Source organism: Dinoroseobacter sp. S76, from assembly GCF_049801095.1.
In the GTDB taxonomy this organism is placed as follows: Bacteria; Pseudomonadota; Alphaproteobacteria; order Rhodobacterales; family Rhodobacteraceae; genus Dinoroseobacter.
This window is the reverse complement of record NZ_JBNAGH010000002.1, coordinates 679622-699784: the sequence shown is the minus strand read 5'-3', so window position 1 is coordinate 699784 and position 20163 is coordinate 679622. Positions and strand designations below refer to the sequence as shown.

Annotated in this window: 23 protein-coding genes; 14 read left to right on the top strand and 9 right to left on the bottom strand. The window is 65.7% G+C overall.

Going from position 1 to position 20163, the window contains the following annotated elements; genetic code table 11:
* Positions 1-5: 5 nt before the first annotated feature.
* The 5 genes from clrB to ACP153_RS09180 are packed head-to-tail and all read left to right on the top strand — an operon-like array spanning position 6 to position 5482.
* Entirely contained in the window at positions 6-986 is a 981-nt protein-coding gene (gene clrB / locus ACP153_RS09200) for a chlorate reductase subunit beta (protein WP_424970675.1), read from the top strand.
* Between the two features lie 5 nt (positions 987-991).
* Positions 992-1756, top strand: a complete 765-nt coding sequence (locus ACP153_RS09195; RefSeq protein ID WP_424970674.1) for a molecular chaperone TorD family protein — start codon at positions 992-994, stop codon at positions 1754-1756.
* Positions 1757-1766: 10 nt separating this feature from the next.
* Positions 1767-2543 carry an ethylbenzene dehydrogenase-related protein gene (locus ACP153_RS09190; RefSeq protein ID WP_424970673.1) on the top strand — a complete coding sequence of 259 codons (777 nt, stop codon included), beginning with the start codon at positions 1767-1769 and terminating at the stop codon, positions 2541-2543.
* Between the two features lie 3 nt (positions 2544-2546).
* On the top strand, positions 2547-3641 hold the full coding sequence (locus tag ACP153_RS09185; protein ID WP_424970672.1) for a P-loop NTPase: 1095 nt from the start codon (positions 2547-2549) through the stop codon (positions 3639-3641).
* Positions 3638-5482, top strand: a complete 1845-nt coding sequence (locus tag ACP153_RS09180) for a WD40/YVTN/BNR-like repeat-containing protein (protein WP_424970671.1) — start codon at positions 3638-3640, stop codon at positions 5480-5482. Before ACP153_RS09185 ends, ACP153_RS09180 begins: the two co-directional genes overlap by 4 nt.
* A 12-nt stretch (positions 5483-5494) precedes the next feature.
* Here the strand turns inward: ACP153_RS09180 and ACP153_RS09175 are convergent, their stop codons facing one another.
* The 5 genes from ACP153_RS09175 to ACP153_RS09155 all read right to left on the bottom strand — a co-directional run bounded on the left by ACP153_RS09175 (position 5495) and on the right by ACP153_RS09155 (position 9509).
* On the bottom strand, positions 5495-6208 hold the full coding sequence (locus tag ACP153_RS09175; RefSeq protein ID WP_424970670.1) for a response regulator: 714 nt from the start codon (positions 6206-6208) through the stop codon (positions 5495-5497).
* 92 nt (positions 6209-6300) lie between these two features.
* Complete coding sequence (locus ACP153_RS09170) at positions 6301-6456, bottom strand: hypothetical protein (protein ID WP_424970669.1); 156 nt, start codon at positions 6454-6456, stop codon at positions 6301-6303.
* Between the two features lie 105 nt (positions 6457-6561).
* Positions 6562-8031, bottom strand: coding sequence for an ATP-binding protein (locus tag ACP153_RS09165; RefSeq protein ID WP_424970775.1), 1470 nt, complete (start codon positions 8029-8031; stop codon positions 6562-6564).
* 76 nt (positions 8032-8107) lie between these two features.
* Positions 8108-8536, bottom strand: a complete 429-nt coding sequence (locus ACP153_RS09160; RefSeq protein WP_424970668.1) for a globin domain-containing protein — start codon at positions 8534-8536, stop codon at positions 8108-8110.
* Positions 8537-8660: 124 nt separating this feature from the next.
* Positions 8661-9509, bottom strand: a complete 849-nt coding sequence (locus ACP153_RS09155; RefSeq protein ID WP_424970667.1) for a MurR/RpiR family transcriptional regulator — start codon at positions 9507-9509, stop codon at positions 8661-8663.
* 95 nt (positions 9510-9604) lie between these two features.
* Here ACP153_RS09155 and ACP153_RS09150 point away from each other — a divergent pair, with 95 nt between their 5' ends.
* The 5 genes from ACP153_RS09150 (at position 9605) to ACP153_RS09130 (ending at position 14203) form a co-directional block, all read left to right on the top strand.
* Positions 9605-10342, top strand: coding sequence for a 5-formyltetrahydrofolate cyclo-ligase (locus tag ACP153_RS09150; protein WP_424970666.1), 738 nt, complete (start codon positions 9605-9607; stop codon positions 10340-10342).
* A 46-nt stretch (positions 10343-10388) separates the two neighbouring features.
* On the top strand, positions 10389-11360 hold the full coding sequence (locus ACP153_RS09145; RefSeq protein WP_424970665.1) for an ABC transporter substrate-binding protein: 972 nt from the start codon (positions 10389-10391) through the stop codon (positions 11358-11360).
* On the top strand, positions 11360-12127 hold the full coding sequence (locus ACP153_RS09140; protein WP_424970664.1) for an ABC transporter ATP-binding protein: 768 nt from the start codon (positions 11360-11362) through the stop codon (positions 12125-12127). Before ACP153_RS09145 ends, ACP153_RS09140 begins: the two co-directional genes overlap by 1 nt.
* Positions 12120-13691: an ABC transporter permease gene (locus tag ACP153_RS09135; protein ID WP_424970663.1), complete on the top strand. Its 1572-nt coding sequence runs from the start codon at positions 12120-12122 to the stop codon at positions 13689-13691. The genes ACP153_RS09140 and ACP153_RS09135 overlap by 8 nt, the downstream gene beginning before the upstream one ends.
* 65 nt (positions 13692-13756) lie before the next feature.
* A complete protein-coding gene (locus ACP153_RS09130) occupies positions 13757-14203 on the top strand; it encodes a MarR family winged helix-turn-helix transcriptional regulator (protein ID WP_424970662.1) in 447 nt (148 codons plus the stop codon).
* Here the strand turns inward: ACP153_RS09130 and ACP153_RS09125 are convergent.
* Positions 14200-15102: a LysR family transcriptional regulator gene (locus ACP153_RS09125; RefSeq protein ID WP_424970661.1), complete on the bottom strand. Its 903-nt coding sequence runs from the start codon at positions 15100-15102 to the stop codon at positions 14200-14202. The two genes, ACP153_RS09130 and ACP153_RS09125, sit on opposite strands and share 4 nt — an antisense overlap.
* A 96-nt stretch (positions 15103-15198) precedes the next feature.
* On the opposite strand from ACP153_RS09125, the gene ACP153_RS09120 reads away from it, so the two are divergent.
* The 3 genes from ACP153_RS09120 (at position 15199) to ACP153_RS09110 (ending at position 17968) form a co-directional block, all read left to right on the top strand.
* On the top strand, positions 15199-16371 hold the full coding sequence (locus tag ACP153_RS09120) for an NAD(P)/FAD-dependent oxidoreductase (protein WP_424970660.1): 1173 nt from the start codon (positions 15199-15201) through the stop codon (positions 16369-16371).
* Between the two features lie 103 nt (positions 16372-16474).
* Positions 16475-17137, top strand: coding sequence for a DUF2306 domain-containing protein (locus tag ACP153_RS09115; RefSeq protein WP_424970659.1), 663 nt, complete (start codon positions 16475-16477; stop codon positions 17135-17137).
* 141 nt (positions 17138-17278) lie between these two features.
* On the top strand, positions 17279-17968 hold the full coding sequence (locus ACP153_RS09110; protein ID WP_424970658.1) for a methyltransferase domain-containing protein: 690 nt from the start codon (positions 17279-17281) through the stop codon (positions 17966-17968).
* Here ACP153_RS09110 and ACP153_RS09105 read toward each other — a convergent pair.
* Positions 17944-18654 (bottom strand): helix-turn-helix transcriptional regulator, encoded by a 711-nt coding sequence (locus ACP153_RS09105; protein WP_424970657.1) that lies wholly within the window; start codon positions 18652-18654, stop codon positions 17944-17946. The two genes, ACP153_RS09110 and ACP153_RS09105, sit on opposite strands and share 25 nt — an antisense overlap.
* Before the next feature lie 49 nt (positions 18655-18703).
* Between ACP153_RS09105 and ACP153_RS09100 the strand changes: the two genes are divergently transcribed.
* Complete coding sequence (locus tag ACP153_RS09100) at positions 18704-19153, top strand: GFA family protein (RefSeq protein WP_424970656.1); 450 nt, start codon at positions 18704-18706, stop codon at positions 19151-19153.
* Here ACP153_RS09100 and ACP153_RS09095 read toward each other — a convergent pair.
* Positions 19143-19406, bottom strand: coding sequence for a DUF6552 family protein (locus ACP153_RS09095; RefSeq protein WP_424970655.1), 264 nt, complete (start codon positions 19404-19406; stop codon positions 19143-19145). The two genes, ACP153_RS09100 and ACP153_RS09095, sit on opposite strands and share 11 nt — an antisense overlap.
* Complete coding sequence (locus tag ACP153_RS09090; protein WP_424970654.1) at positions 19396-20100, bottom strand: SDR family oxidoreductase; 705 nt, start codon at positions 20098-20100, stop codon at positions 19396-19398. The genes ACP153_RS09095 and ACP153_RS09090 overlap by 11 nt, the downstream gene beginning before the upstream one ends.
* Between the last annotated feature and the right edge of the window lie 63 nt (positions 20101-20163).

The following is a 20163-nucleotide window of genomic DNA, read 5'->3' as shown; positions in this document are numbered from 1 at the left end:
AAGACATGGCCGTGAAACGTCAGCTCAGCATGGTTCTGGACCTGAACAAATGCATCGGGTGCCACACCTGCACATCCGCCTGCAAGCTCCAGTGGACCAACCGCAACGGGCGGGAATACATGTACTGGAACAACGTGGAGACCATGCCCGGCACGGGTTATCCCAAGAACTACGCCGATATGGGCGGCGGGTTCGACGGCGATGGCGCGCTGCGCATGGGGCAAGAACCCGCGCCCGAGGATTACGGGGTGCCGTGGGAGTATAACTACGAAGAAGCCCTGATGACAGGTACCGACCCCTGGCTGCGCCCGAATGTGAAACCCACCTGGGGCGCCAATTGGGACGAGGATGAGGGCGAGGGGGAGTATCCGAACTCCTATTACTTCTACCTGCCAAGGCTCTGTAACCATTGCGAGAACCCCGCCTGCCTCGCGGCCTGCTCGCGCAACGCGATCTACAAGCGCCAGGAGGACGGGATCGTCCTGATCGACCAAGAGCGCTGCCGCGGCTACCGCTATTGCGTGAGCGCCTGTCCCTACAAGAAGGTCTATTTCAACGAGGAGATCTCGAAATCCGAGAAATGCATCTTCTGCTATCCCCGGATCGAGAAGGGCCTGCCCACGGCCTGCGCCAAGCAATGCGTCGGGCGGATCCGCTGGATCGGCTACCGGGATGACGAGGCCGGGCCGATCCACCAACTGGTCGAGAAATACAAGGTCGCCCTGCCGCTCTATCCCGAGATGGGCACGAAGCCGAATGTCTTCTACGTCCCGCCCATGTCGCCCCCCAAGATCGATGCCGAAGGGGGGGCGACGGATGAGGCGCGGGTGCCGATCGATTATCTCGAAAGCCTTTTTGGCGATGGGGTGCGGTCCGCGCTCGAAACCCTGAGTGCGGAACGGCGCAAGAAGCAGGAGGGCGGCGAGAGCGAGCTCATGGACACCCTGATCGGCTATCGCCACGCCGAAATGTTCAAGTTGAGCTGACGCCCATGTCCATGCGTTCTCCAGATCACATGCCCATGGGCAATGCCCCTGCGCGGGCGACGGCCAAGGAAACCCTGTGGCGGCTCACGGCCTTGACCCTGTCTCATCCCGCACCGGAGTTTCACGCGGCCATCGCCTCGGGTGACTTTCACGCGGCCTTCGACTCGGCCTGGGCGCAAGTCACCGGGCGGGGCTGGCCTGGCGCCGAGGTCTGCGCGGATTTTGCCGCCTTTGAGGCCGGGTTCATCACGGCGTTCCTCCATGGGCGCAAGGGCAAACCGGTCGCGCCCCTCCTGGCCGGGGATCACGACGCGATCCTAGCCGGTCTGACCCGGCCGGTCTTCATGCTCAACCTCACGAGCTTCTACAAGCATTTCGGCCTGCGTGCCGCGACTGAGGATGAAGGGCGTCAGGACGAGCCGGATCACTTGGCCAGCATGACCGAGTTCATGGCGGTGCTTTGCCATCTCGAGGCGCGGGCTCTCGCCCAAGGCCGCGATCCGGACCCGACCCGCCGGGCGCAACGGGACTTTCTCAGCCGCTACCTGCAGCCGTCCCTTGCGGCGATTGCCGGGCTCCTGCGCCGGGATCCGGTCGCGGATCTCGACCCGACCGTGATGCAGCTGGTTCAGGACATGGCCGCTTGGGCCGAGATCCAGATTGCAGAGCTCGAAGCCCGGGTCGGCCCGTTTCGCGACCCGGATGCGCCCAAGCCCGCGCTCGCCGCGGCCGCGCAGGCCGCGCCCGCCACACAGAACCTTTGGGGATAAGGAGATCCACATGATGAGACATCTGTCCCAAACCCTCGCCGCCACCGCCCTTCTGGCCCTTGCCCCGCCGGTCTTCGCCGAGGGCAGCTCGATCATCGAGGCGAATATCAAACTGCTCGAGGCCGGGGATACGGTCTCTGCCGCCAAGATCCCCGATGGCGTCTACCTGCGCTCGGTCAATGATCCCAATGACATCATCTGGGAGCGTTTGCCCGAGTACCGGGTTCATGTGGCTCCGGCGCCGTCGGTGCACGAGTCCGTGGATCTGCGGATCGACTATGATGACGAGGGGCAGGATGTGTACCTGACCATGGCCCGCACCTCCGAGCGGTTCTATGTGCGGATGCGCTGGCGTGATGCCCAGCCCGATCTCGTGACCAGCTCCAACCGATTCCGGGACGCGGCTGCCGTGCAGTTTTCGCTGGGCGACGATGCCACCTCGTACCTGATGGGGGACGGGCCCGATGCGCCGGTCAACATCTGGTACTGGCGTTCGGATCGCGGCGAAGTTCAGAACCTCGCCGCCGGTGGGCCCGGGAGCACGACCATGCTCGACAATCAACCCGTGAGCGGGGCGGCCGAGTTCGTCAACAAGGGCAATCCTGCGGCCAATGAATGGTCCGTGGTCATGTCGCGCCCGATCCCGACCACGGGCGACTACGAGGTCTCTTTCCGCCGCGGCGAGGTCCCCATGGCCTTTGCCATCTGGCAGGGCTCCGACGGTCAGCGCGACGGACTCAAGAGCGTCTCGGATGGTTGGATCCTCGTGAACCTGGAGGATAGCTGAAACATGGAGTTCGGAGAAAAGCTCGCCAAGCTCGATTGCACCCTCGGCCATGCCTGCCAGTTCTGCCCGCAGGAAGACACCTGCGCGCTGGACAAGCCGCATCACAACACCCGCCTGATCGAGGCGCGGCTGCAGGAGATCGACCAGATCATCGTGGTGCTCGCCAATAAGGGCGGCGTCGGCAAGAGCACGGTTTCGGCCAATCTGGCCGCCGGGCTCGCGCAGGACGGGTTCCGGGTCGGGGTCGCCGATGCGGATATCCACGGCCCCAATCAGAGCCGTTTCTTCGGCTTTGCGGGCGCCAAGACCCGCACCACCTATAACGGTCTGCAAACCCGCGGGTTTCAAACGGATGGCATCGCGCATTCGGTGAAAGTCGGCTCCCTGGCTTTCATGTTGGAGGATGATACCACCCCAATCGTCTGGCGCGATGCCTACAAGCACGACTTCATCCACCACCTGATCGGCAGCTTCGACTGGGGCTCGCTCGACTATCTGATCGTGGACATGCCCCCGGGGACGGGCAATGAGCTGATCACGCTCTGCGATATGCTCGAAGGCTCGAATGTCTCGGCGGTGCTCGTCTCTACCCCGCAGGCGGTGGCGCAGATGGACAGCCTCAAGGCCGGGCGGTTCTGCAAGGAGCGGGGCCTGCCAGTGATTGGCGCGGTGGAGAATATGGCCGGAGTGGTCTGTCCCCATTGCAGCGAGGAGTTTCACCTCTTCCCCGAGGCCGGGCTCGATGCGGCGCTCGCGGCGCTGGAGATCCCGCGCGTGGCGGCAGTGCCGCTCGCCCCGGAGATCGCCATGGGCTCGGATACGGGCGCGCCAGTGGTCTGCGCCCATCCGGACAGTGTTGCAGCGACGGCCTTCGGGCCGCTGATTTCCGCGGTCGCGGCGCTTGGGCGCAAAGACTTCTCCAAGGCCGTTGCTGCAACGCTCGGGGACCTGTTTCAGGACAATCTCGCGGATCGCGAGCTGAACGCGGCCCTTGCGGACCTGCCCGAGGGCGCGGAGCTCGGCGAGGAGATCGCCGCACTTCTGGGTCAGGAGGCCGGACGGTTGCGCAGCGCCAGTGATGGGGAGAGCCGGGCATGATGGATGGCAGCCTGCCGGACCCGTCGCGCCGCGCGCTCTTGCGCGGGGCCTTTTCCGGCGCCGAGGAAACCGCCGAGGGATGGCATCTGGTTACCGCGCTCGCCGCGGGTTCGGGCGATGTGTTCTGGGATGGATGGGCCGATGCGGAAGGCGTCTTCGTGGTCGGAGATGACGGGGTCATCTTCCATTGCGACGGGCAGGATTGGGTCCGTCAGGCCGCGCCCGCCCCGGTGCCGATCCATGCGCTTTGGGGCCAGTCGCGCGAGGCGCTCTGGGCTGTGGGCTGGATGGGTCAGATCCTCCGCCATGACGGCAATAGGTGGCACCATATGCGCGGCTGTGAAGTCAATGAGGCAGGCAAATATGCCAGCAGCCCGGCCAACACGCCGCTCTTTGCGATCACGGGGGGCGCCGATGGCCGCGCCTGGGCCGTGGGGGATCGCGGCACGATTCTGCACTTCGACGGATCCGAGTGGCGCCCCGAGGTCTCGGGCACGCGGGCCCATCTGCGCGCGATCACCGCGCTGCCCGATGGGCGTCTGCTGGCGGCGGGCGGGGATGGCACGGTCCTGATCCGCGATCCAGAGGCGGGGTGGAGCGTCCAGCCTTGCGCGCTGCACTCCAACTTCACCGCCGCGCTGAGCCTGCCTGATGGGTCGGTCCTCTTGGCGGGCGGGCGGTACTTCGTCGATGCGGGCGGGTTCCGTGGGGATCTGGCGCTCTGGACCGAGGGCGGGGTGACAAAGCTCTTTGATGGCGCGGAATTCTCCCGGTTTCGCGCGCTTGCAGCTTGCAATCATGGGGTTGTGGCCGTGGGCGACGCGGGGCAGATCCATGTGATCCGCGATCGCCGCATCACCCGGGTCGATAGTGGCATCGGCCATGATATTCTCGGCATCGTGACGCTGCCCTCCGGCGATGCGCTGGCCATGGGCGATTTCGGTACGGTGCTCGCCGGTGAAGCCCAGGCGCTGGAGCATTTCACACCCTATCTCGCCGCGCCGACCGAGGCTGCCGCCTGGGAGGCCCAGGAGAGCGGCACGGATCGCCAGCTTTGGGGGCTCTGGCACGACCAGGATCGCGACGCGCTCTATGCCTGCGGCGAGGAGGGCACGGTCCTGATGCAGGATCGCGGCCAATGGGCGGCGCTGCCCCCAGTGGGTCAGTTGGGCATTCATGCGCTGAACCGCGCGCCCGATGGCACCCTGCTGGCTGCGGGTCAGATGGGCGAGATCCATGCCTTCAACGGGGCAGGGTGGGAGAAGGTCTATGACCTCCATATGGATGTCACGATCCTGTCGCTCTGGTCCGATGGCGCGACGCTGGTCGCGGCGGGAGATGAAGGGTTGATCCTTCAGAAAACCCCGGAGGGTCCGGACTGGACCCGGATGGCCAGCGGCACCAAGAGCGCGCTTTACGGGCTCTGGGGCCCCGATGATCGCCACCTTCTTGCCGTGGGCGATTTCGGCCTCGTGCAGCGTTGGAACGGAACGCGGTGGGATGCGTTCAATGCCGGGACCGAGCATTTCCTCTTTGACGTCTGGGGGCGCGGGCTCAACGATGTCTTTGTCGTGGGGCTCTCCGGGACGATCGGGCATTTCGATGGCCAGCGCTGGCGTATCACCCCGGCCCGGGCCCGCTCGGACCTGCTGGCGATTACCGGAGATGCCGAACAGGTGGTTGCGGTTGGGGCGGCCGGGGCGGTCTGTCGCCATGATGGCCAGCGCTGGGCGCTCGAGGCGTCCGGGACAGAGCTCGGGCTCCGCGCGGTCAGCACGACACCGGAGGGCGGGTTCGTGGCCGCAGGCGATCAGGGGTCTTTGCTGGTCCGGCGCGGCTAGACCCCGCGCCGCTCAGCCCGTCGGGTCGAACACATAGCCGATGCCGCGCACGGTCCGGATCAGCTGCGGTTTGCTGGGCTCCACCTCGATCTTGCGACGCAGGCGCGAGACCCGGATATCGATGGACCGGTCATAGGGATCCCAGCCGCGATCATGGGCGAGCTCCAGCAGCTGATCGCGGTTCAGGACCCGACCCCGGTTCTTGACAAACACCTTGAGCAGCCGAAACTCCATCGCCGTGAGCGGCACCTCGGTGCCCTCTTTGTCAAAGAGCTTCGCCGCATCGAGATCCATCTCGAACCGGCCAAACCCGATGCGCGCGGGCGTCTGACCCTCGGGCAGGGGTGTGGCACGATGCGCGGCACGGCGCAGCACGGCCCGGATCCGGGCATCCACCTCGCGCAGATCCACCGGCTTGGCGAGATAGTCATCGGCCCCCATCTCGAGACCGAGCACCTTGTCGATGGTCTCGTTCGCCGCCGTGAGCATGAGCACGGCGAAGTCATGCTGGTCCCGCAAACGGCGCAGGATCGACAGGCCATCCTCGCCCGGCATGTTGATGTCGAGGAGAACCACATCCACCCGTTCCGTCTCGGCGATCAGAGCGTCGAGCATCTGCCCGTCGCTGGCGAGCTGCACCGTATAGCCACGCTTTTCCAGATACTCGCCCACCATCTCCCGCAGATCGGGTTCGTCGTCACAGATCAGGATATGGGCGTTGCGCATGGGCCGGCTCCCTCGGGTCCCGGGCAGGCTGACACAGGGGCGCGCAGGGCGCAAATCCGGTGCGGCCCCGGCTGCGAGGCTGCGCACCAGCCTCACGGGCAGTGCCCCGAGCGCGGGATCGCGAAGTCTCCGGTGGCGTAGGCGGCCCAGAGGTCGCCGGTAAAGCCAAGCTGCGCGGCGAGGGTGACGGTCTCGAAATAGGCCTGGGCGGTTTTGTGCTGTGCGCGGGCGCGGGATGATCTGGACATGGGGGCCTCCGTGACGGCTGTGTTGTGCCAGATTAGCCCGGGCCGCGTTTCAGAAGGATGTCGTCCCATGTTTCGATTGTTGCAGCGGGGCGCGAATTGGGCGTCTCAACCGGGGGCTGCGGGCCGGGGCGTCTCGATCCTGTCCTGCGCCGCGGGCAGGCTGAGGATGAAACACGCGCCGCCCCCCTCGGCCGGCGCGTAGTCGAGCCGCCCATTATGGGAATGCGCCACCCGGTGACATAGGGCGAGCCCGATCCCCGTGCCCTGTCCCACACCCTTGGTGGTGAAGAAGGGCTCGAAGATCCGCGCCTGCAACGCGTCCGGCACGCCCGGCCCGGTATCGGCGATGCTCGCACAGACCATGCCGCGCGCGGGATCATGCCAGGTCTCGATCCTCACACGGGCAGGGGATGCGCTCCCCGCCATCGCCTGTTCCGCATTCACGAGCAGGTTCATGACCACCTGAGCAATCTGGTCCTCATCGGCGGGGATCCGGGGCAGGTCGGGCGCAAGCGACCGCTCCACCGGGATCCCCGCGCGGCGCAACCCGTAGGTCCCGACATCCAGCGCGAGCTCGATCGTCTCGTTGAGGTCGATCGGCACGAGGCGCGAGGGCTTTTGCCGCGCCATGGCCAGAAAGGTCGTCACGATCTTCGAGCAGCGGTCAGCCGAGCTGCGGATCTTGTCGATGCGCCGCAGGGCTTCGGGATCTTGCGTGTCGTCCTGCAGCATCAGCGCCTGGCCCGCCACCACCGAGAGCGGGTTGTTCAGCTCATGGGCCACCCCGGCCAGAAGCTCGCCGAGGGCGGTCAGTTTCTCGGTCTGAAACGCCGCTTCGCGTTGACGGGCCAGCTCGTCGCGCTGGGCGTAATAGGTGGTCATATCCGTGGTCGAGGCGAGGCTCAGGGTCGTGCCCTCATGGGCCACGAGCCGCGCGGAGACGCGCCCGGGAAAGATCCGCCCACCGCGCCCGCGAAACTGCGCCTCGAAGTTGTCGATGCGGCCCGCGCTGCGCAGCTCTGCCACATAGGCGTCGCGATCCGAGGGATCGACCCAGATCTGCTGGATGTCCTCGGGGTCGCCATAGAGATCCGCCCAGGCCGGGGTCCATTGCACGAACCGTTCACGGCCCAGATCATAGATCACCAGATTGATGGGCGAGGCCTCGATCAGGCGGCTGAGCGCGCTGAGCGGCTCGGTCCCGCCCGCCGCCTCCGGCCGCGCGGGCGCGTTTGCTATGGCGAGCAGGAACCCCGCACCGGCCAGCGGGCGCAGGGTCAGGGACAGACTGTCTCCCCCGGCGGTGCGTACCGTCTGGGTTTGGGGCGCATCAAGGCCCGCGCGGACATGGGTGTCCAAGCTCGCGAAGCCCTCGCTGAGTGGTGTCCCTTTTGTGCTTCCACACAGATCCGCCCAGGAGAGGCCGGTGCGCAGCACGAGCTCCGTCTCGGGGAGGTCGGCTTCAAAGCGTGCGTTCCAGCGGGCGAGGCACTGCGCGCCATCGAAAATCGCCATCCCGTCACTGCAGGTCTCGAGCACCTCTGTAAGGGCGGCATTTGACAAGGTCGGGTCCATGGTCACATCGCGGCGGTTTCGTCGGAGCCACTCTGCCCCAATCCCGCGCAGCCCGGTAGCCCCGGGCCGGGCGGGATCAGACCGCGTCCAGCGCGGTCGCCGCCTCAGCCCCGGCCAGCATCGTGCCAGCGAGAACGCCATAGACCGCGGTCCAGGACGCGGCGAGCTCAGGCGTCCAGCGCGGCCCGAGCGCTGCGGCCAGCGCGCCGAGCAGGGCCTCGCCCACCAGATCATAATGCTCGGGCGTCACGCCATAGGTGACATGACGCGCGCCCATCTCCTTGAGCGCGGGGACCAATGTCTCGACCTGCGCCAGGGCGGCGACGGCGGTTGCGAGAATGCGGGTCAGCTTCTTGCGCTGGGCGTCCATCTCCTGCGGAAACATCGCCCGCAGCGCAGGCGTGCGCGCAAAGAGCCGGGCGTAGAAAACCCCGACCAAAGCCTCTGCGCCGGGTTTGATTTGCGCAAAACTGTCCTGCACGCGTGCGATATCCTGAGTGTCCATCGGGGGTCCTCCAATCCATGACATGGCGGGGTCTCCGCCGATTGGATCGCAGGATGCGCCCTCTGTGTTTCGGGAGTTTTTCGGTCAAGCGGCCGACGTGTTTCAATTGTTGCGACGGGCGCGCTTATTCGAAAAGATCCAGCTCTTCGGTGATCGCCTCCAGCGTCTCGGCACGTTGTTTCACCGCGTCCTGGTTCTTGCCCGCATAGGCAATCGCGATAAGCCGCAGCATGGAGACCACCGTCGCATGGGTGGTCAGCATACCGTAGCTCGCCACATGACAGGGCAGGACCGCCTCCGAAAAGCGCTCGGCCTGGGCTTGAAACAGATGATCGGTGATGGTGATGATCCGCAGCCGCGAGGTCCGCGCATAGGTCAGGAGGGAGCGTAGAAGTTTCGGCCTCTCCTCCAGCGTCACGAGCACAAGCGCGTCGCGCGGCCCCATCATCGCCAGCTGGCTCGCCCAATCCTGTCCCGCGCCATCGAGGTAATGCACATCATGGCGCAGCCGCGAAAAGACGGTCTTGCCGATGCGCGCCGCCCCGTCATCCGCCCCGAACCCGACGAACCAGACCCGCGGGGCGGAGGAAAGGATCTCTGCAATCTCGGGCAGTTTGTCCGAGCGCAGCTCCTCGAAGGTGCGGGTCAGGTTGCGCAGCTCCAGATCCAGATGATCGCCCATGGACCGGCCCAGAATGACCGGCGCCTGAGCGGCGGGTTTTTGGGTGTAGGGCTGGGTGCGATCCCGTTCCTCGCGGGCCTGGAGGCGCACTTCCTCGAAATCCACATATCCCAAACTGCGGAAAAAACGGGCAGTCGTCGCCTTGGAAACCCCGGCGAGCTTGGCCAGTTCCGTGGCGGTATGCGTCTCGATAAGGCCCTGATTGTTCACCAGAACTTCGGCAATCTTCTTCTCGCTGCCCGTCAGGCGCGCCTGCTTTTCCTGAATGCGGAGGATCAATCTCGAAGCCATTTTCCACCCCTATCGCGTGCTGCGCCATTTTTCAACTTGACGTATGAAACCTGTGTTTCATTAACTTGAAACAGTGAAACTGACGAGGAATCGGGATGTCTACATCGAAGGTGGTGCGCGAGCGGATCTGGACCAAGCTGCAGGATGTCGCCAAGCCGGACACGCGGTTCCACATGAACTTTGCCGAGGTCATTCCTGATTTCGAGGGCTCGGAGATGGCCACGGATCGGCTTGTGGCCGAGCCAGCCTATGACGCCTCAAGCTTTGCCTTCATCACGCCGGACAACTGCCTCGCGGATCTGCGCCGCCGGATGATCGAGGATGGCAAGCCTTTCGTGATGTCGACCTATGGCATCTATCGCGGCTTTCTTTTCATAGACCCGGCCAAGATCCCGGCGGGCGCGGCGCTCTATGCGTCCTGGCTCGACGGGATGGAGCATTTTGGCGAGCCGATCTCGCTGGAGGGGATCGCCCGGCGCGGGCGCTTTGATCTGATGGTGACCGGGGCCTCGGCGGTGTCGAAGAACGGGGTGCGCTTTGGCAAGGGGCATGGGTTCTTCGATCTGGAGTGGGGCATGTTCACGGATCTGGGGCTCGTGGATGAGAGCACGCCCGTGATCGCCGTGGTCCATGACGTGCAGGTCGTCGATGAGGAACTGCAGCCTTCGGAGACCGACATCCTCGTGGACCAGATCGCCACGCCCGCGACCCTCTTCACGGTGGAGCGGCGCGCCAAGCGACCCTCTGGCGTCAAGTGGCCCCTGCTGGAGCCGAAACAAATCGCCGAGACCCCACCGCTGCAGGAGCTGCAGCGGATTCAGGGCCTCGCCTGATCCCGCAAAAGACCTGCCCAAACCCTGCCCAACAAGGAGAGACTTCATGACCCTTCGCCTATCCCGACGCCACTTCATGGGCAGTGCTGCCGCTGCGGCTGCAGCAGGATCCATGCCCTTGCGCGCCCGCGCGGCAACGCCCTTCACCATGCAGGCCGCCTGGATCAATGATGCCGAGTTTGCCGGCTACTTTCTCGCCATGGATCAGGGCTATTACACCGATGAGGGGTTGGATCTGACCTATCTCTCCGGCGGCCCCGATGTGATCCCCGAGAGCACGATCATCGCCGGGCGCGCGGATCTGGCGCTGACGACGCCCGACACCACCATCAAGGCGATTGCCGAGCAGGGCGCGCCCTTCAAGATCATCGGCGCCCAGTATCAGAAGAACCCGATCGGAATCGTCTCGCTGGTGGAGAGCGGGATCAATGCGCCCGCGGATCTGGTGGGCAAGACCCTCGCCGTGCCGCCGGTCAACGTGATCTCGGTGGAGGCGATGCTCAAGATCAACGGGATCGATCCGGCGGATGTGAACATCGTGCCCTATGCCTATGACCCCACGCCGCTGATCCAGAAAGAGATCGATGCGAGCCTCGATTTCACCACCAATGTGCCCTACACGATCTCGCAGCTTGGCGGGGAGGCGGTGTCCTTCCTGCTCTATGATTTCGGCTACACCATCTATAACGATACCGTCGTGGTGACCGAGCAGACCCTGGCCGACAAGCGCGACGAGTTGGTCGCCTGGCTCCGGGCCAGCCGCAAGGGGTGGGTGGAAAACAACGTGGATACAAAGCTTTGGCCCGCAAAGTGGGCGGAGACCCATTTCGCAGGGACCGGGCGGACCATCGCCAATGAAGAGTTCTTCAACGAGGCGCAGAAGCCGCTGATGGAGCATCCGGACGGCATCTTCGCCATGACCGAGGAGGGGATTGAGGCCAATCTCGAAGCCTTGCGCGAAGTGGGCATCGAAGGCACGCGCGAGATGTTCGATACTACCTTGCTTGACGAGATCTGATGACGGCCCCGGCCGGGATCTCTCTCTCCGGGGTCAACAAGACCTTTGAAGGGCGCGGCAAGACAGTGCAGGCGTTGCAGGATGTGACGCTGACCTGCCCGGCCGGGTCCTTTACCGCGCTGATCGGGCCCTCGGGCTGTGGCAAGTCCACGGCCCTGCGCGTGGCGCTTGGGCTCGAGGTGCCGGATAGCGGTGAGATCCGGATCTCCGGCGAGCCCCCTCTCGCGGCAGCGAAGGCCGGAAAGACCGGGGTCGCGTTTCAGGACGCGGCCCTGCTGCCTTGGCGGTCGGTGCGCAAGAATGTGGAGATGCCGCTGGAAGTGATCGGTCTGAGCCGTAAGGCCCATGCGGCGCAGGTGCAGGCGATGATCGACCTCGTCGGGCTCAAGGGCTACGAGAATTCCCTGCCCGGAGAGCTCTCCGGCGGCATGCGCCAGCGGGTGGCCATTGCCCGGGCGCTGGTCACCGAGCCCAGCGTGCTTTTCATGGATGAGCCCTTTGGCGCGCTCGACCAGATCCTGCGCCGCCAGATGAATGTGGAGCTGCAGCGCGTCTGGCAGGAGACCGGCTCCACTGCGCTTCTGGTGACCCATGGCATTGACGAGGCTGTTTTTCTCGCCGACCGGATCGTGGTGATGCACGCGGCGCCGGGTCGGATCGTGGACATCATTGATGTGCCCTTCGCCCGCCCGCGCCATCCGGATCTCTTCTCGGATCCGGCCTTCCATGCACTCACGGACCGGGTGGCTGCGGTGCTCCATGGCTGAGGGGGCAGGGGGGCGCCGGACCAGCTTGCGGAACGTCGCGGTCCTCCTGCTGGTCTGGGAAGTTGTCGGGCGGCTCGACCTTGTGGCGGGCGGTGCGCTGCCCGGGGTCACCGAGATCCTGATCCGACTTTGGGAGGACCGGGCCGATTATCCCCGCCATGTGGGCGCGACCCTCTCGGCATCCGCGCTGGGGTTCCTGATCGGCAACGCCGTGGCGCTGGCGGCAGGGATCGCCTTTGCGCTCTCGCCGCCGTTGCTTCGGCTGTTTCGCGGGGTGAATATCGCGCTCTTCGCGCTGCCCCCCATCGCAATTGCGCCGATCCTTGTGCTGACCCTGTCCGGGATGGCGCCGCGCGTGGTGCTGGCCGCGCTCTCGGTTTATTTCGTCACCATGACGGCCACGGTGATCGGCCTGACCCAGTCGGACAGCCGGACCAGCGATGTGGTGCGGGCCTATGGCGGAGGCAGATGGGCGGTGCTGCGGCTGGTGCAGTTGCGGGCCGCCCTGCCGACCATCATCGCGGGGTTTCAGATCGCCGCCCCCAATGCGGTGCTGGGGGCGATCCTGGCGGAGTTCGGCGGAGGCGGGCGCTGGGGGCTCGGCACCTATCTGCTTGGTTCACTGGGGCGGGGAGAGCCGGACCGGCTCTGGGGCATCGGGCTTGTGGCCACGGCAATCGCGGGGCTCGGCTATCTGATCTTCGGATGGGTTGCGGGGCGGCTGCTCGGCGCGACCCGCGCGGTCACCCTGAACGCCGCCGCCCCGGATCTGGCAGCGCCGCCCGGCGCGCCGCTTCAGCGCGTGCTCATGCTCTGCGGCGTGATCGCGATGCCGTTGCTTTTGTGGTGGGCCTTCATCCAGCTCAGTGGCGTGCCGGCGATGATCTCGAAAACGCCGCTCGGGGTAGTCGAGTATCTGTTTCTCGCAGAGCGGGCCGCCATCGCCCGGGCCAAGCTGGGGGCGGCCCTGGCCGAAACCCTGCCGATCACCTTCATCGGCATGGCGGCTGGCATCGGCTTTGCCTTCCTGCTTGCCCTCGGCACGCGGCTCTTTCCGAACGCGATCCGGGCGTTCATGCCCGTGGCGCTGGTCTCCCAATCCATGCCTCTGGTCGCTTTGACGCCGCTGTTGGTGCTGATCTTCGGGCGGGGGACCTCGCTGACCCTTTGGGTGACAATCTCGGTCACCTTCTTTCCGGCTTTCGTGACGCTCGCCCAGGGGCTCGCGCTCGTGCCGCAATCGGCGCGGGATGTGCCGCGGGCCTATGGGGCCTCGGTCTGGCAGGAGCTGCGCATGGTCACTCTGCCGGCCGCCTTGCCCTATCTCTTTGCCGCCACGCGGCTGACCGTGCCGCGCGCATTGCTGGGCGTGATGATCGCGGAATGGCTGGCCACGGGCAAAGGGCTGGGCAATCTGCTCAACCAGTCCCGGGGGCAGCTTGATTTCGGCATGATCTGGGCCGTGGCCTGCGTCTCCGTGCTGGTGTCGATCCTGCTCTATCAGGCTGTGGTTGTGGTCGAGCGGCGGGTGCTGCGGCGGCTGGGCATGCAAACCGCCGAATAAGATCTGCTTCCATATAACTTGCAAAGTCCTTGCATACGCAAGCGAATCGCAATAACTCGCGATCCATGACAGAGATCCAGACCGTAAACGCCCTGCGCCTGCTGCAATCGGCAGACGCATTGCGGGCCGGGCTCGCCGGAGAGTTCTCCGCCGTGCATGGCCTTTCCGTGAACGAGTTCTTCATGCTCCTGCATTTGGAGCGGGCCGCGAAGCATCGCCTGCCGCGGGTAGAACTGGCCAAACGCATGCATGTGAGTGCCTCGACCATCACCCGCATGGTCGCGCCGCTGGAAAAGATCGGCCTTCTGGGTCGGGACGCGGATGAGCGGGATGCGCGGCTTGTCTTCGTGGTGCTGACTGAGACCGGGCAGGCGCGGCTGGCAGAAGTGCAGGAGACCTTTGCCAAGCGTGCGGGCTACGTCTTCCAAGATCGGTGGAGTGCTGCGGAGTTGCGGAGCTTTTCCGACCTGCTGCAGCGGCTCATGGTGGGGGTGCCCGCCAGTCTCGCCTAGCCGCTTCGCGCGGCCTCGGCGAGGCCAAGGGCGAGTTGGTCAAAGACTATCCGGATCCGCGGGCTCGTCTGCAATTCGCGGTGGGTGACCAGCCAGATCGGGAATTGCGGGGTGGGCAGGTCGGGCAGAACCCGCTCTAGCTCCGGTTCCCGCTCGCAAAGGGCGGCGGGGAGGAGCGAGATCCCGAACCCCGCCTTGAGAAACTCCGCAATCACCACACCACTATCGCTGTTGAGAACAAAGCTGTCGCGGGTCAACGGGATGCCCAGGTTCTGAAGGGTCGCCAGTAGACCGTCGGGATTCGGTATCCCGACAAAGGCATGATCAGCCGCATCCCGGGGCGTTTTCGGGCGTCCGGCCTGGTCGAGATAGCGCTTGGAGGCGTAGAAATGCGCCTTCAAATCGCCCACATGGCGCGCGATCAGTTCGGGCTGTTCGGGGCGCACATGGCGCACGGCGATATCCGCCTCTCGTTGCAGCAAGTCCTTGATATCATTTGACGGTAAGACCTCCATCCGCAACCCTGGCGCGCGGTCGCGCAGCGGGTGGAGCAACCTTGGCAGCAGCCCGACCGCCAGCATGTCTGACGCGGTGATCGTGACACTACCCGAGACATCCGTGGCCTGGCTGGCGGCGGCCATGGAAATCAGCGTCGCCGCATCGCTCATGGCGCGCACATGGTGCAGCAGCGTCTCGCCCGCCTCCGTCAGGCTCGGCCCCTTTACGCTCCGCTCCAACAGGGTGACGCCGAGCCGGTCTTCGAGCTCCGCAATCTGCCGTCCGATGGTCGGTTGCGTGGTTCTCAGGGCCCGGGCCGCCGCGCTGAACGTGCCTTCCTCGGCGGTGGCAAGAAACGCGCGCACCTGGTTCCAATCAAAGGAGATCGCGTCCCAGTTCATGCATCTGCGTATAGCACTCATGCAGTTTTCGGCAATCGAACATTCCTGTGTGTATGGCGATATGGACGCCATCGAGTTGAGAATGACGAGGATCCGATGGACGAGATACTGATATGTGGCGGCGGGTTCGCCGGTGTCTGGGCGGCGATGAGCGCCGCTGCAACCCGGGATTGGGAACAGGCAGGCGGGCTCAAGATCACCTTGCTTTCGGACCGTCCGGAGCTCTGCGTGCGGCCCCGGCTCTATGAGGGGGCGGCTCCGGACATGCTCGTTCCCCTGAGCCCGTTGATGGCGGAGCTCGGGGTGGACTTCGTACTGGGGCAGGCCACGAAAGTGACCGAGCGCGCGGTGCGCGCTTCCTCCGGCGCGGTCTTTCCCTATGACCGTCTGGTGCTGGCCACGGGCAGCCGCGCGGCGCTCCCGGCGATCCCGCGCGCGGCGGAGTTCGGGTTCTTCGTGGACACTTATGAGAGCACTGCGCGACTCGATGCGCATCTGGCGGGTCTTGGCACTGCGTCTGCCGCCGAGCGCCGGGTTGTGGTGATTGGCGCAGGTCTGACCGGGTTGGAAGTGGCCACCAATCTGCGCATGCGGTTCGGTGCCGCGCTCGAGATCCTCCTGGTTGATCGGGCTGCGAATCCGGGTCAGGGGCTCGGCGAGGCCGTGGAAGCGGAAATCGCCACCGCGCTGGTCGAGGCGAATGTGCGCTTTCTGGGAGGGGACGCGCCGCACAGCCTCACGCCCGAGGTGCTGACCCTGGGCTCTGGCCGGGTGCTGGAGACCCACACCGTCATCTTCGCCACCGGGCTGCGCGCCTCGCACCTGACAGCCCAGGTCAGCGCGGGGACCGGGGCCAATGGTCGGCTTGTGGTGCAGCCGGATCTGCGCGTGGCCGACCGGGCAGAGGTCTTTGCGGCGGGCGATGTGGCGCTGGCCCAGGCCGAGCGTGGGCGCGCGACGCTGATGTCCTGCCAGCATGCGATCCCCACGGGGGTCATCGCCGGGCACAACGCGGTCCGCGATCTCTTGCGTCAATCGACCGTGGTCTATGGCCAGCCCGATTATGCGACCTGCATCGATCTTGGCCCCTATGGCGCGGTTTTCACCCAAGGCTGGGACCGGGCGCTGGTCAAGACAAGGGAAGACGGCGCCGAGATGAAGGCCGAGATCAACCGGCAGTGGATCTACCCGCCGCGGCCCGAGCTTGGACGCGCCGCGATCCATGCCTCGGTGCTGGCCTTGCTGCCGCAATTCGAACGGGCCGCGTGATGGCGCGGAGAGGTCTTGCGATGTGCTGGGGGGAGGCCGTGCGGCATCGGGTGGTGTCCATGTGGCAGGCCTCTGCGGAGCTCACTCTGCGGTGGGGCGTGCCATGAGATTTCTTTCTCGACGCGATGGAGCATTGCTGGCCGGGCTGCTGATCCTGTCTGCGGTGCCCGTCCTCGGCGGGATGCTGCGGATGGTCGAGCTGCTGGGCGGGGCCGCTTTGGCGCCGCCGAACCCCCGCGCGCTGGCTCAGCCCTTGCCTGTGATCCTGCATGTTCTGGGTAGCGCTGCCTTTTGTCTGCTGGGCGCGGTGCAGATCTTGCCCAGCCTGCGGCAGAGCCGCCCCGGGTTGCACCGGGTGTTGGGGCGGATCGCGGTGCTCGGAGGCAGTGTGAGCGCGGGATCCGGGCTCTGGATGACAGTCGCCTTTTCCTTTCCAGAGGAGTTGCAGGGCGGGATTCTCTTCGCGCTGCGCATCCTACTCAGCCTCTGGATGCTGTGGCTCATCCTGCGTGCGGTGGTTGCGATCCGCCGTCGGGATATCGCACGGCACTGGGCTGCCATGCTGCGCGCCGTTGCGATTGGGCAGGGGGCGGGGACCCAGACCATCCTTGGGCTCGGGGCTCTGCTGGTGACAGGGCAGGAGTTGCTGGGGTTTGAGCGCGATCTGATGATGGGGAGCGCCTGGGCGCTGAACCTTGCGATTGCCGAATGGGTGATCCGCAAGGTGTCCGATGCCCCGACTTCAAAGGTGATGCGACATGTTTAGGGTCTTTGCGGATAGTTTCGTCTCTTTGAGATCTGCGCGCCGGACGAGGCCTCTTGGCACCGGTGTTTTCTTCCCACAAGGGTTCATGATCCAAGTGGATCGTAGTTCCCGCTCATTTTCGGACCAGCTGGAGGGCGCGCAATGAGCCACCTGGCTGGAGAGACGCGCGACCCGGTGGAACTCTATTCCCGCTTGGCGCCCAGTTATGATCTGCTGCACCGCCGCTGGTTGAAATATGCTGGGGGCGAGGCGCAGGCGGCGCTCGAGGCTGCTGTGCGCGTGGCCTATCGCCCGGGTGCTGCCCTTCTGGATGTCGGCTGTGGCACAGGTGTCTTCGCGCGGACGCTCTTGTCCGAGGGTGTCGCGGCAGAGGACCTGACCCTGCTCGATCCATCGGCGGCGATGCTCAACCGTTGCGCGGATCTGCCCTGTCCCAAGGTGCCGGGGCGGCTCGAGGCGTTGCCCTTTCCCTCGGCCCGGTTTGAGATCGTGACCTGCGCCTGGGCGTTGGAAACCTCCGCCGATGCGGCCCTGGCGCTGCAGGAGCTTTGCCGCGTCTTGCGTCCGGGCGGCGCGCTGTGTCTTGCCTTTTGCGCGGACAAACCTGCCCGCGGGCCAGTGGACTGGATGATGCGGCAGGCCTTGCTGCGCCGGGGGACCGGACGGTTTCTTTGTGTGTCCCGGGTGGTTGATCTGGTGGCCGCCGCGGGCGCGGCAGAGATCCGCGTGATCCCGCTCGCCGGACCGGTGGCGGCCCTTGTTGCCCGAGGTGCCAGCGCTGCGACCCGCCTCGGGTGTAGAAGCGATCAGGCGCGCCCGGCAGCCGCATAGCGCGCACGTTCGTCGGCCATGGCCCGCTCCCAATCCGCGCGCAGCAGATCCATGCGGCGCGGGATCTGATCTGTCAGGACTTCTCCGGCGCGGATCCGTTCGGTGCGGAAGTACCGGAACCCCGTTCGCAGCTCGCACCAGGCGGCGATGATCCGACCTTCCTCCCGGTATCCCAGCAGGATGGGCCAGATCACCCGCTCGGTCTCGGCGCCCGAACTGTCGGCATAGCACAGCCGGATCTTGCGCCGCCCGCGGATCGCAGTCCGGATCGCGCCAGCATCGAGGACTTCGTCCGGCGGTGTGACCGGGGCGACGCGGACCACTGGATCGATAAAGGAGGTGCGCAGCCGTTCCGGTGCCACGGTCTCGATCTTGCTGATGAGCGTGGCGGCGGCCTTGGCCAGGACAGGATCGCCCCGCGTGCGCACCCATTCCGCGCCGAGGATCGCGGCCTCGACCTCCTCGGAGGTGAGCATCAGCGGTGGCATGTGGAACCCGGCCTCCAGCACATAGCCGATCCCGGCCTCGCCCTGGATCGGTACGCCCTGCGCCATGAGCGCGGCCACGTCGCGATAAACGGTGCGCTTGGTCACCGAGAGCTCGCGCCCGATTGCCTCGGCGGAGATCGGGCCGCGGGCGCGGCGCAGGATCTCGATCACTTCAAACAGTCTGTCGCCACGTCGCATCGCGTCCTCCCTGCCTCGCAAGCTAGGCGGCAGAACGCATACTGACAATATGCTGACAGAACGGTGTCAGCAGGGGGGTGCTAGGGGGAGGCAGCAATCACACAAAGGGAAGATCACGACCATGGAACTCAAGGGAAGCTGCGTCTGCGGAGCCGTCGCATTTACCATCACCGGAACGCCGGGCGGCATGGGGCAATGCCACTGCGCACGGTGTCGGAAACTGGGCACGTCCACGATGATCTTCGTAAAGCGCGCTCAGTTCCGCGTGACCCGCGGGCTGGATGAGATCGCGACCCTCGACCCGGAGGCCCCGTTCACCTATCGCCGCTCCTTCTGCCGCAAATGCGGGACGGGGTTGGGCGAGCCGCTCTCGCCGGACGAGTCCTTTCCGATCAATGCCCAATGCCTCGACGACGATCCCGGGCTGCGCGTGAGCTTTCACGAATTCACCGATGCGCGCCCCCCGTGGGAGCAGCCCGAGGAGGCGGCTAGCGGCTGAACATCCCGGCGATCATCGCGGTCAGCGCCACGGCATGGACCAGCATCAGGGCCTTGTCCTTCCAAAAGACGCCCACGGCAAACCAGCCGAGAAGCCCTCCGAGAAAGAGGTAGACGTTCAGGGGCGTCCAGCCAAAGCCCGTGGCCGCATAGCCCATGATCTGGAGCACCGAGGCGCCCCATTTTACCGTGAAGACCAGCCGTGCCTGATCGCGGTGGGTGGCCGCGTTGGGCGGTCCATTGTCAGACGGCACGGGTCAGCCCGCCATCGATGCGCAGGTTCTGCCCGGTCATGTAGCCGCCGCCCTCGGAGGCGAGGAAGGCGATCAGGGCGGAGACTTCCTCGGCGCGGCCATAGCGACCCATGGGGATCCGCGCCTTGCGGTCCTCGGTCTCCGGCAGGCTGTCGATGAAGCCCGGCAGGATGTTGTTCATGCGGATGTTGTCGCCCGCATACTTGTCGGAAAAAAGCTTGGTGAACGCCGCAAGGGCCGCGCGGAACACGCCGGAGGTCGGGAACAGGGGGTCCGGCTCAAAGGCGGCGAAGGTCGAGATGTTGAGGATCGCGCCGCCCCCCTGGGCCTGCATCAGCGGTGTGACGAGGCGGGTCGGGCGGATCACGTTCATCAGGTAGACCTCCATCCCCTGGTGCCAGTCCGCATCATCGATGTCGAGCACGGGTCCCTTTGGTCCATGCCCGGCAGAATTGACCAGTACATCCACGCGGCCCCAGCGTGTCTGGGCGCCCTCGATCAGTGCGCTCAGCGCCTCGGGGTCGAGATTGGATCCGGTCACGCCGAACCCGCCAAGTTCAGCGCCCAAAGCCTCGCCCTTGCCGGAGGAGGAGAGGATGCCGACCTTGAACCCGTCCTGCGCGAGCCTGCGGGCGGCATCGGCGCCCATGCCACTGCCACCTGCTGTGATGAGGGCTACTTTTTCCTGTGTCATCCGTGTCTCCATCGCTGTTGATCCCGGATATAAGCGGCTCAGGTGTGCGGTTGGATTGAGAAT

Coding starts and splice junctions, on each gene's coding strand:
- clrB (WP_424970675.1), top strand. CDS start 6: ATGGCCGTGAAACGTCAGCTCAGCATGGTTCTGGACCTGAACAAATGC.
- ACP153_RS09195 (WP_424970674.1), top strand. CDS start 992: ATGTCCATGCGTTCTCCAGATCACATGCCCATGGGCAATGCCCCTGCG.
- ACP153_RS09190 (WP_424970673.1), top strand. CDS start 1,767: ATGATGAGACATCTGTCCCAAACCCTCGCCGCCACCGCCCTTCTGGCC.
- ACP153_RS09185 (WP_424970672.1), top strand. CDS start 2,547: ATGGAGTTCGGAGAAAAGCTCGCCAAGCTCGATTGCACCCTCGGCCAT.
- ACP153_RS09180 (WP_424970671.1), top strand. CDS start 3,638: ATGATGGATGGCAGCCTGCCGGACCCGTCGCGCCGCGCGCTCTTGCGC.
- ACP153_RS09175 (WP_424970670.1), bottom strand. CDS start 6,208: ATGCGCAACGCCCATATCCTGATCTGTGACGACGAACCCGATCTGCGG.
- ACP153_RS09170 (WP_424970669.1), bottom strand. CDS start 6,456: ATGTCCAGATCATCCCGCGCCCGCGCACAGCACAAAACCGCCCAGGCC.
- ACP153_RS09165 (WP_424970775.1), bottom strand. CDS start 8,031: ATGGACCCGACCTTGTCAAATGCCGCCCTTACAGAGGTGCTCGAGACC.
- ACP153_RS09160 (WP_424970668.1), bottom strand. CDS start 8,536: ATGGACACTCAGGATATCGCACGCGTGCAGGACAGTTTTGCGCAAATC.
- ACP153_RS09155 (WP_424970667.1), bottom strand. CDS start 9,509: ATGGCTTCGAGATTGATCCTCCGCATTCAGGAAAAGCAGGCGCGCCTG.
- ACP153_RS09150 (WP_424970666.1), top strand. CDS start 9,605: ATGTCTACATCGAAGGTGGTGCGCGAGCGGATCTGGACCAAGCTGCAG.
- ACP153_RS09145 (WP_424970665.1), top strand. CDS start 10,389: ATGACCCTTCGCCTATCCCGACGCCACTTCATGGGCAGTGCTGCCGCT.
- ACP153_RS09140 (WP_424970664.1), top strand. CDS start 11,360: ATGACGGCCCCGGCCGGGATCTCTCTCTCCGGGGTCAACAAGACCTTT.
- ACP153_RS09135 (WP_424970663.1), top strand. CDS start 12,120: ATGGCTGAGGGGGCAGGGGGGCGCCGGACCAGCTTGCGGAACGTCGCG.
- ACP153_RS09130 (WP_424970662.1), top strand. CDS start 13,757: ATGACAGAGATCCAGACCGTAAACGCCCTGCGCCTGCTGCAATCGGCA.
- ACP153_RS09125 (WP_424970661.1), bottom strand. CDS start 15,102: ATGAACTGGGACGCGATCTCCTTTGATTGGAACCAGGTGCGCGCGTTT.
- ACP153_RS09120 (WP_424970660.1), top strand. CDS start 15,199: ATGGACGAGATACTGATATGTGGCGGCGGGTTCGCCGGTGTCTGGGCG.
- ACP153_RS09115 (WP_424970659.1), top strand. CDS start 16,475: ATGAGATTTCTTTCTCGACGCGATGGAGCATTGCTGGCCGGGCTGCTG.
- ACP153_RS09110 (WP_424970658.1), top strand. CDS start 17,279: ATGAGCCACCTGGCTGGAGAGACGCGCGACCCGGTGGAACTCTATTCC.
- ACP153_RS09105 (WP_424970657.1), bottom strand. CDS start 18,654: ATGCGACGTGGCGACAGACTGTTTGAAGTGATCGAGATCCTGCGCCGC.
- ACP153_RS09100 (WP_424970656.1), top strand. CDS start 18,704: ATGCTGACAGAACGGTGTCAGCAGGGGGGTGCTAGGGGGAGGCAGCAA.
- ACP153_RS09090 (WP_424970654.1), bottom strand. CDS start 20,100: ATGACACAGGAAAAAGTAGCCCTCATCACAGCAGGTGGCAGTGGCATG.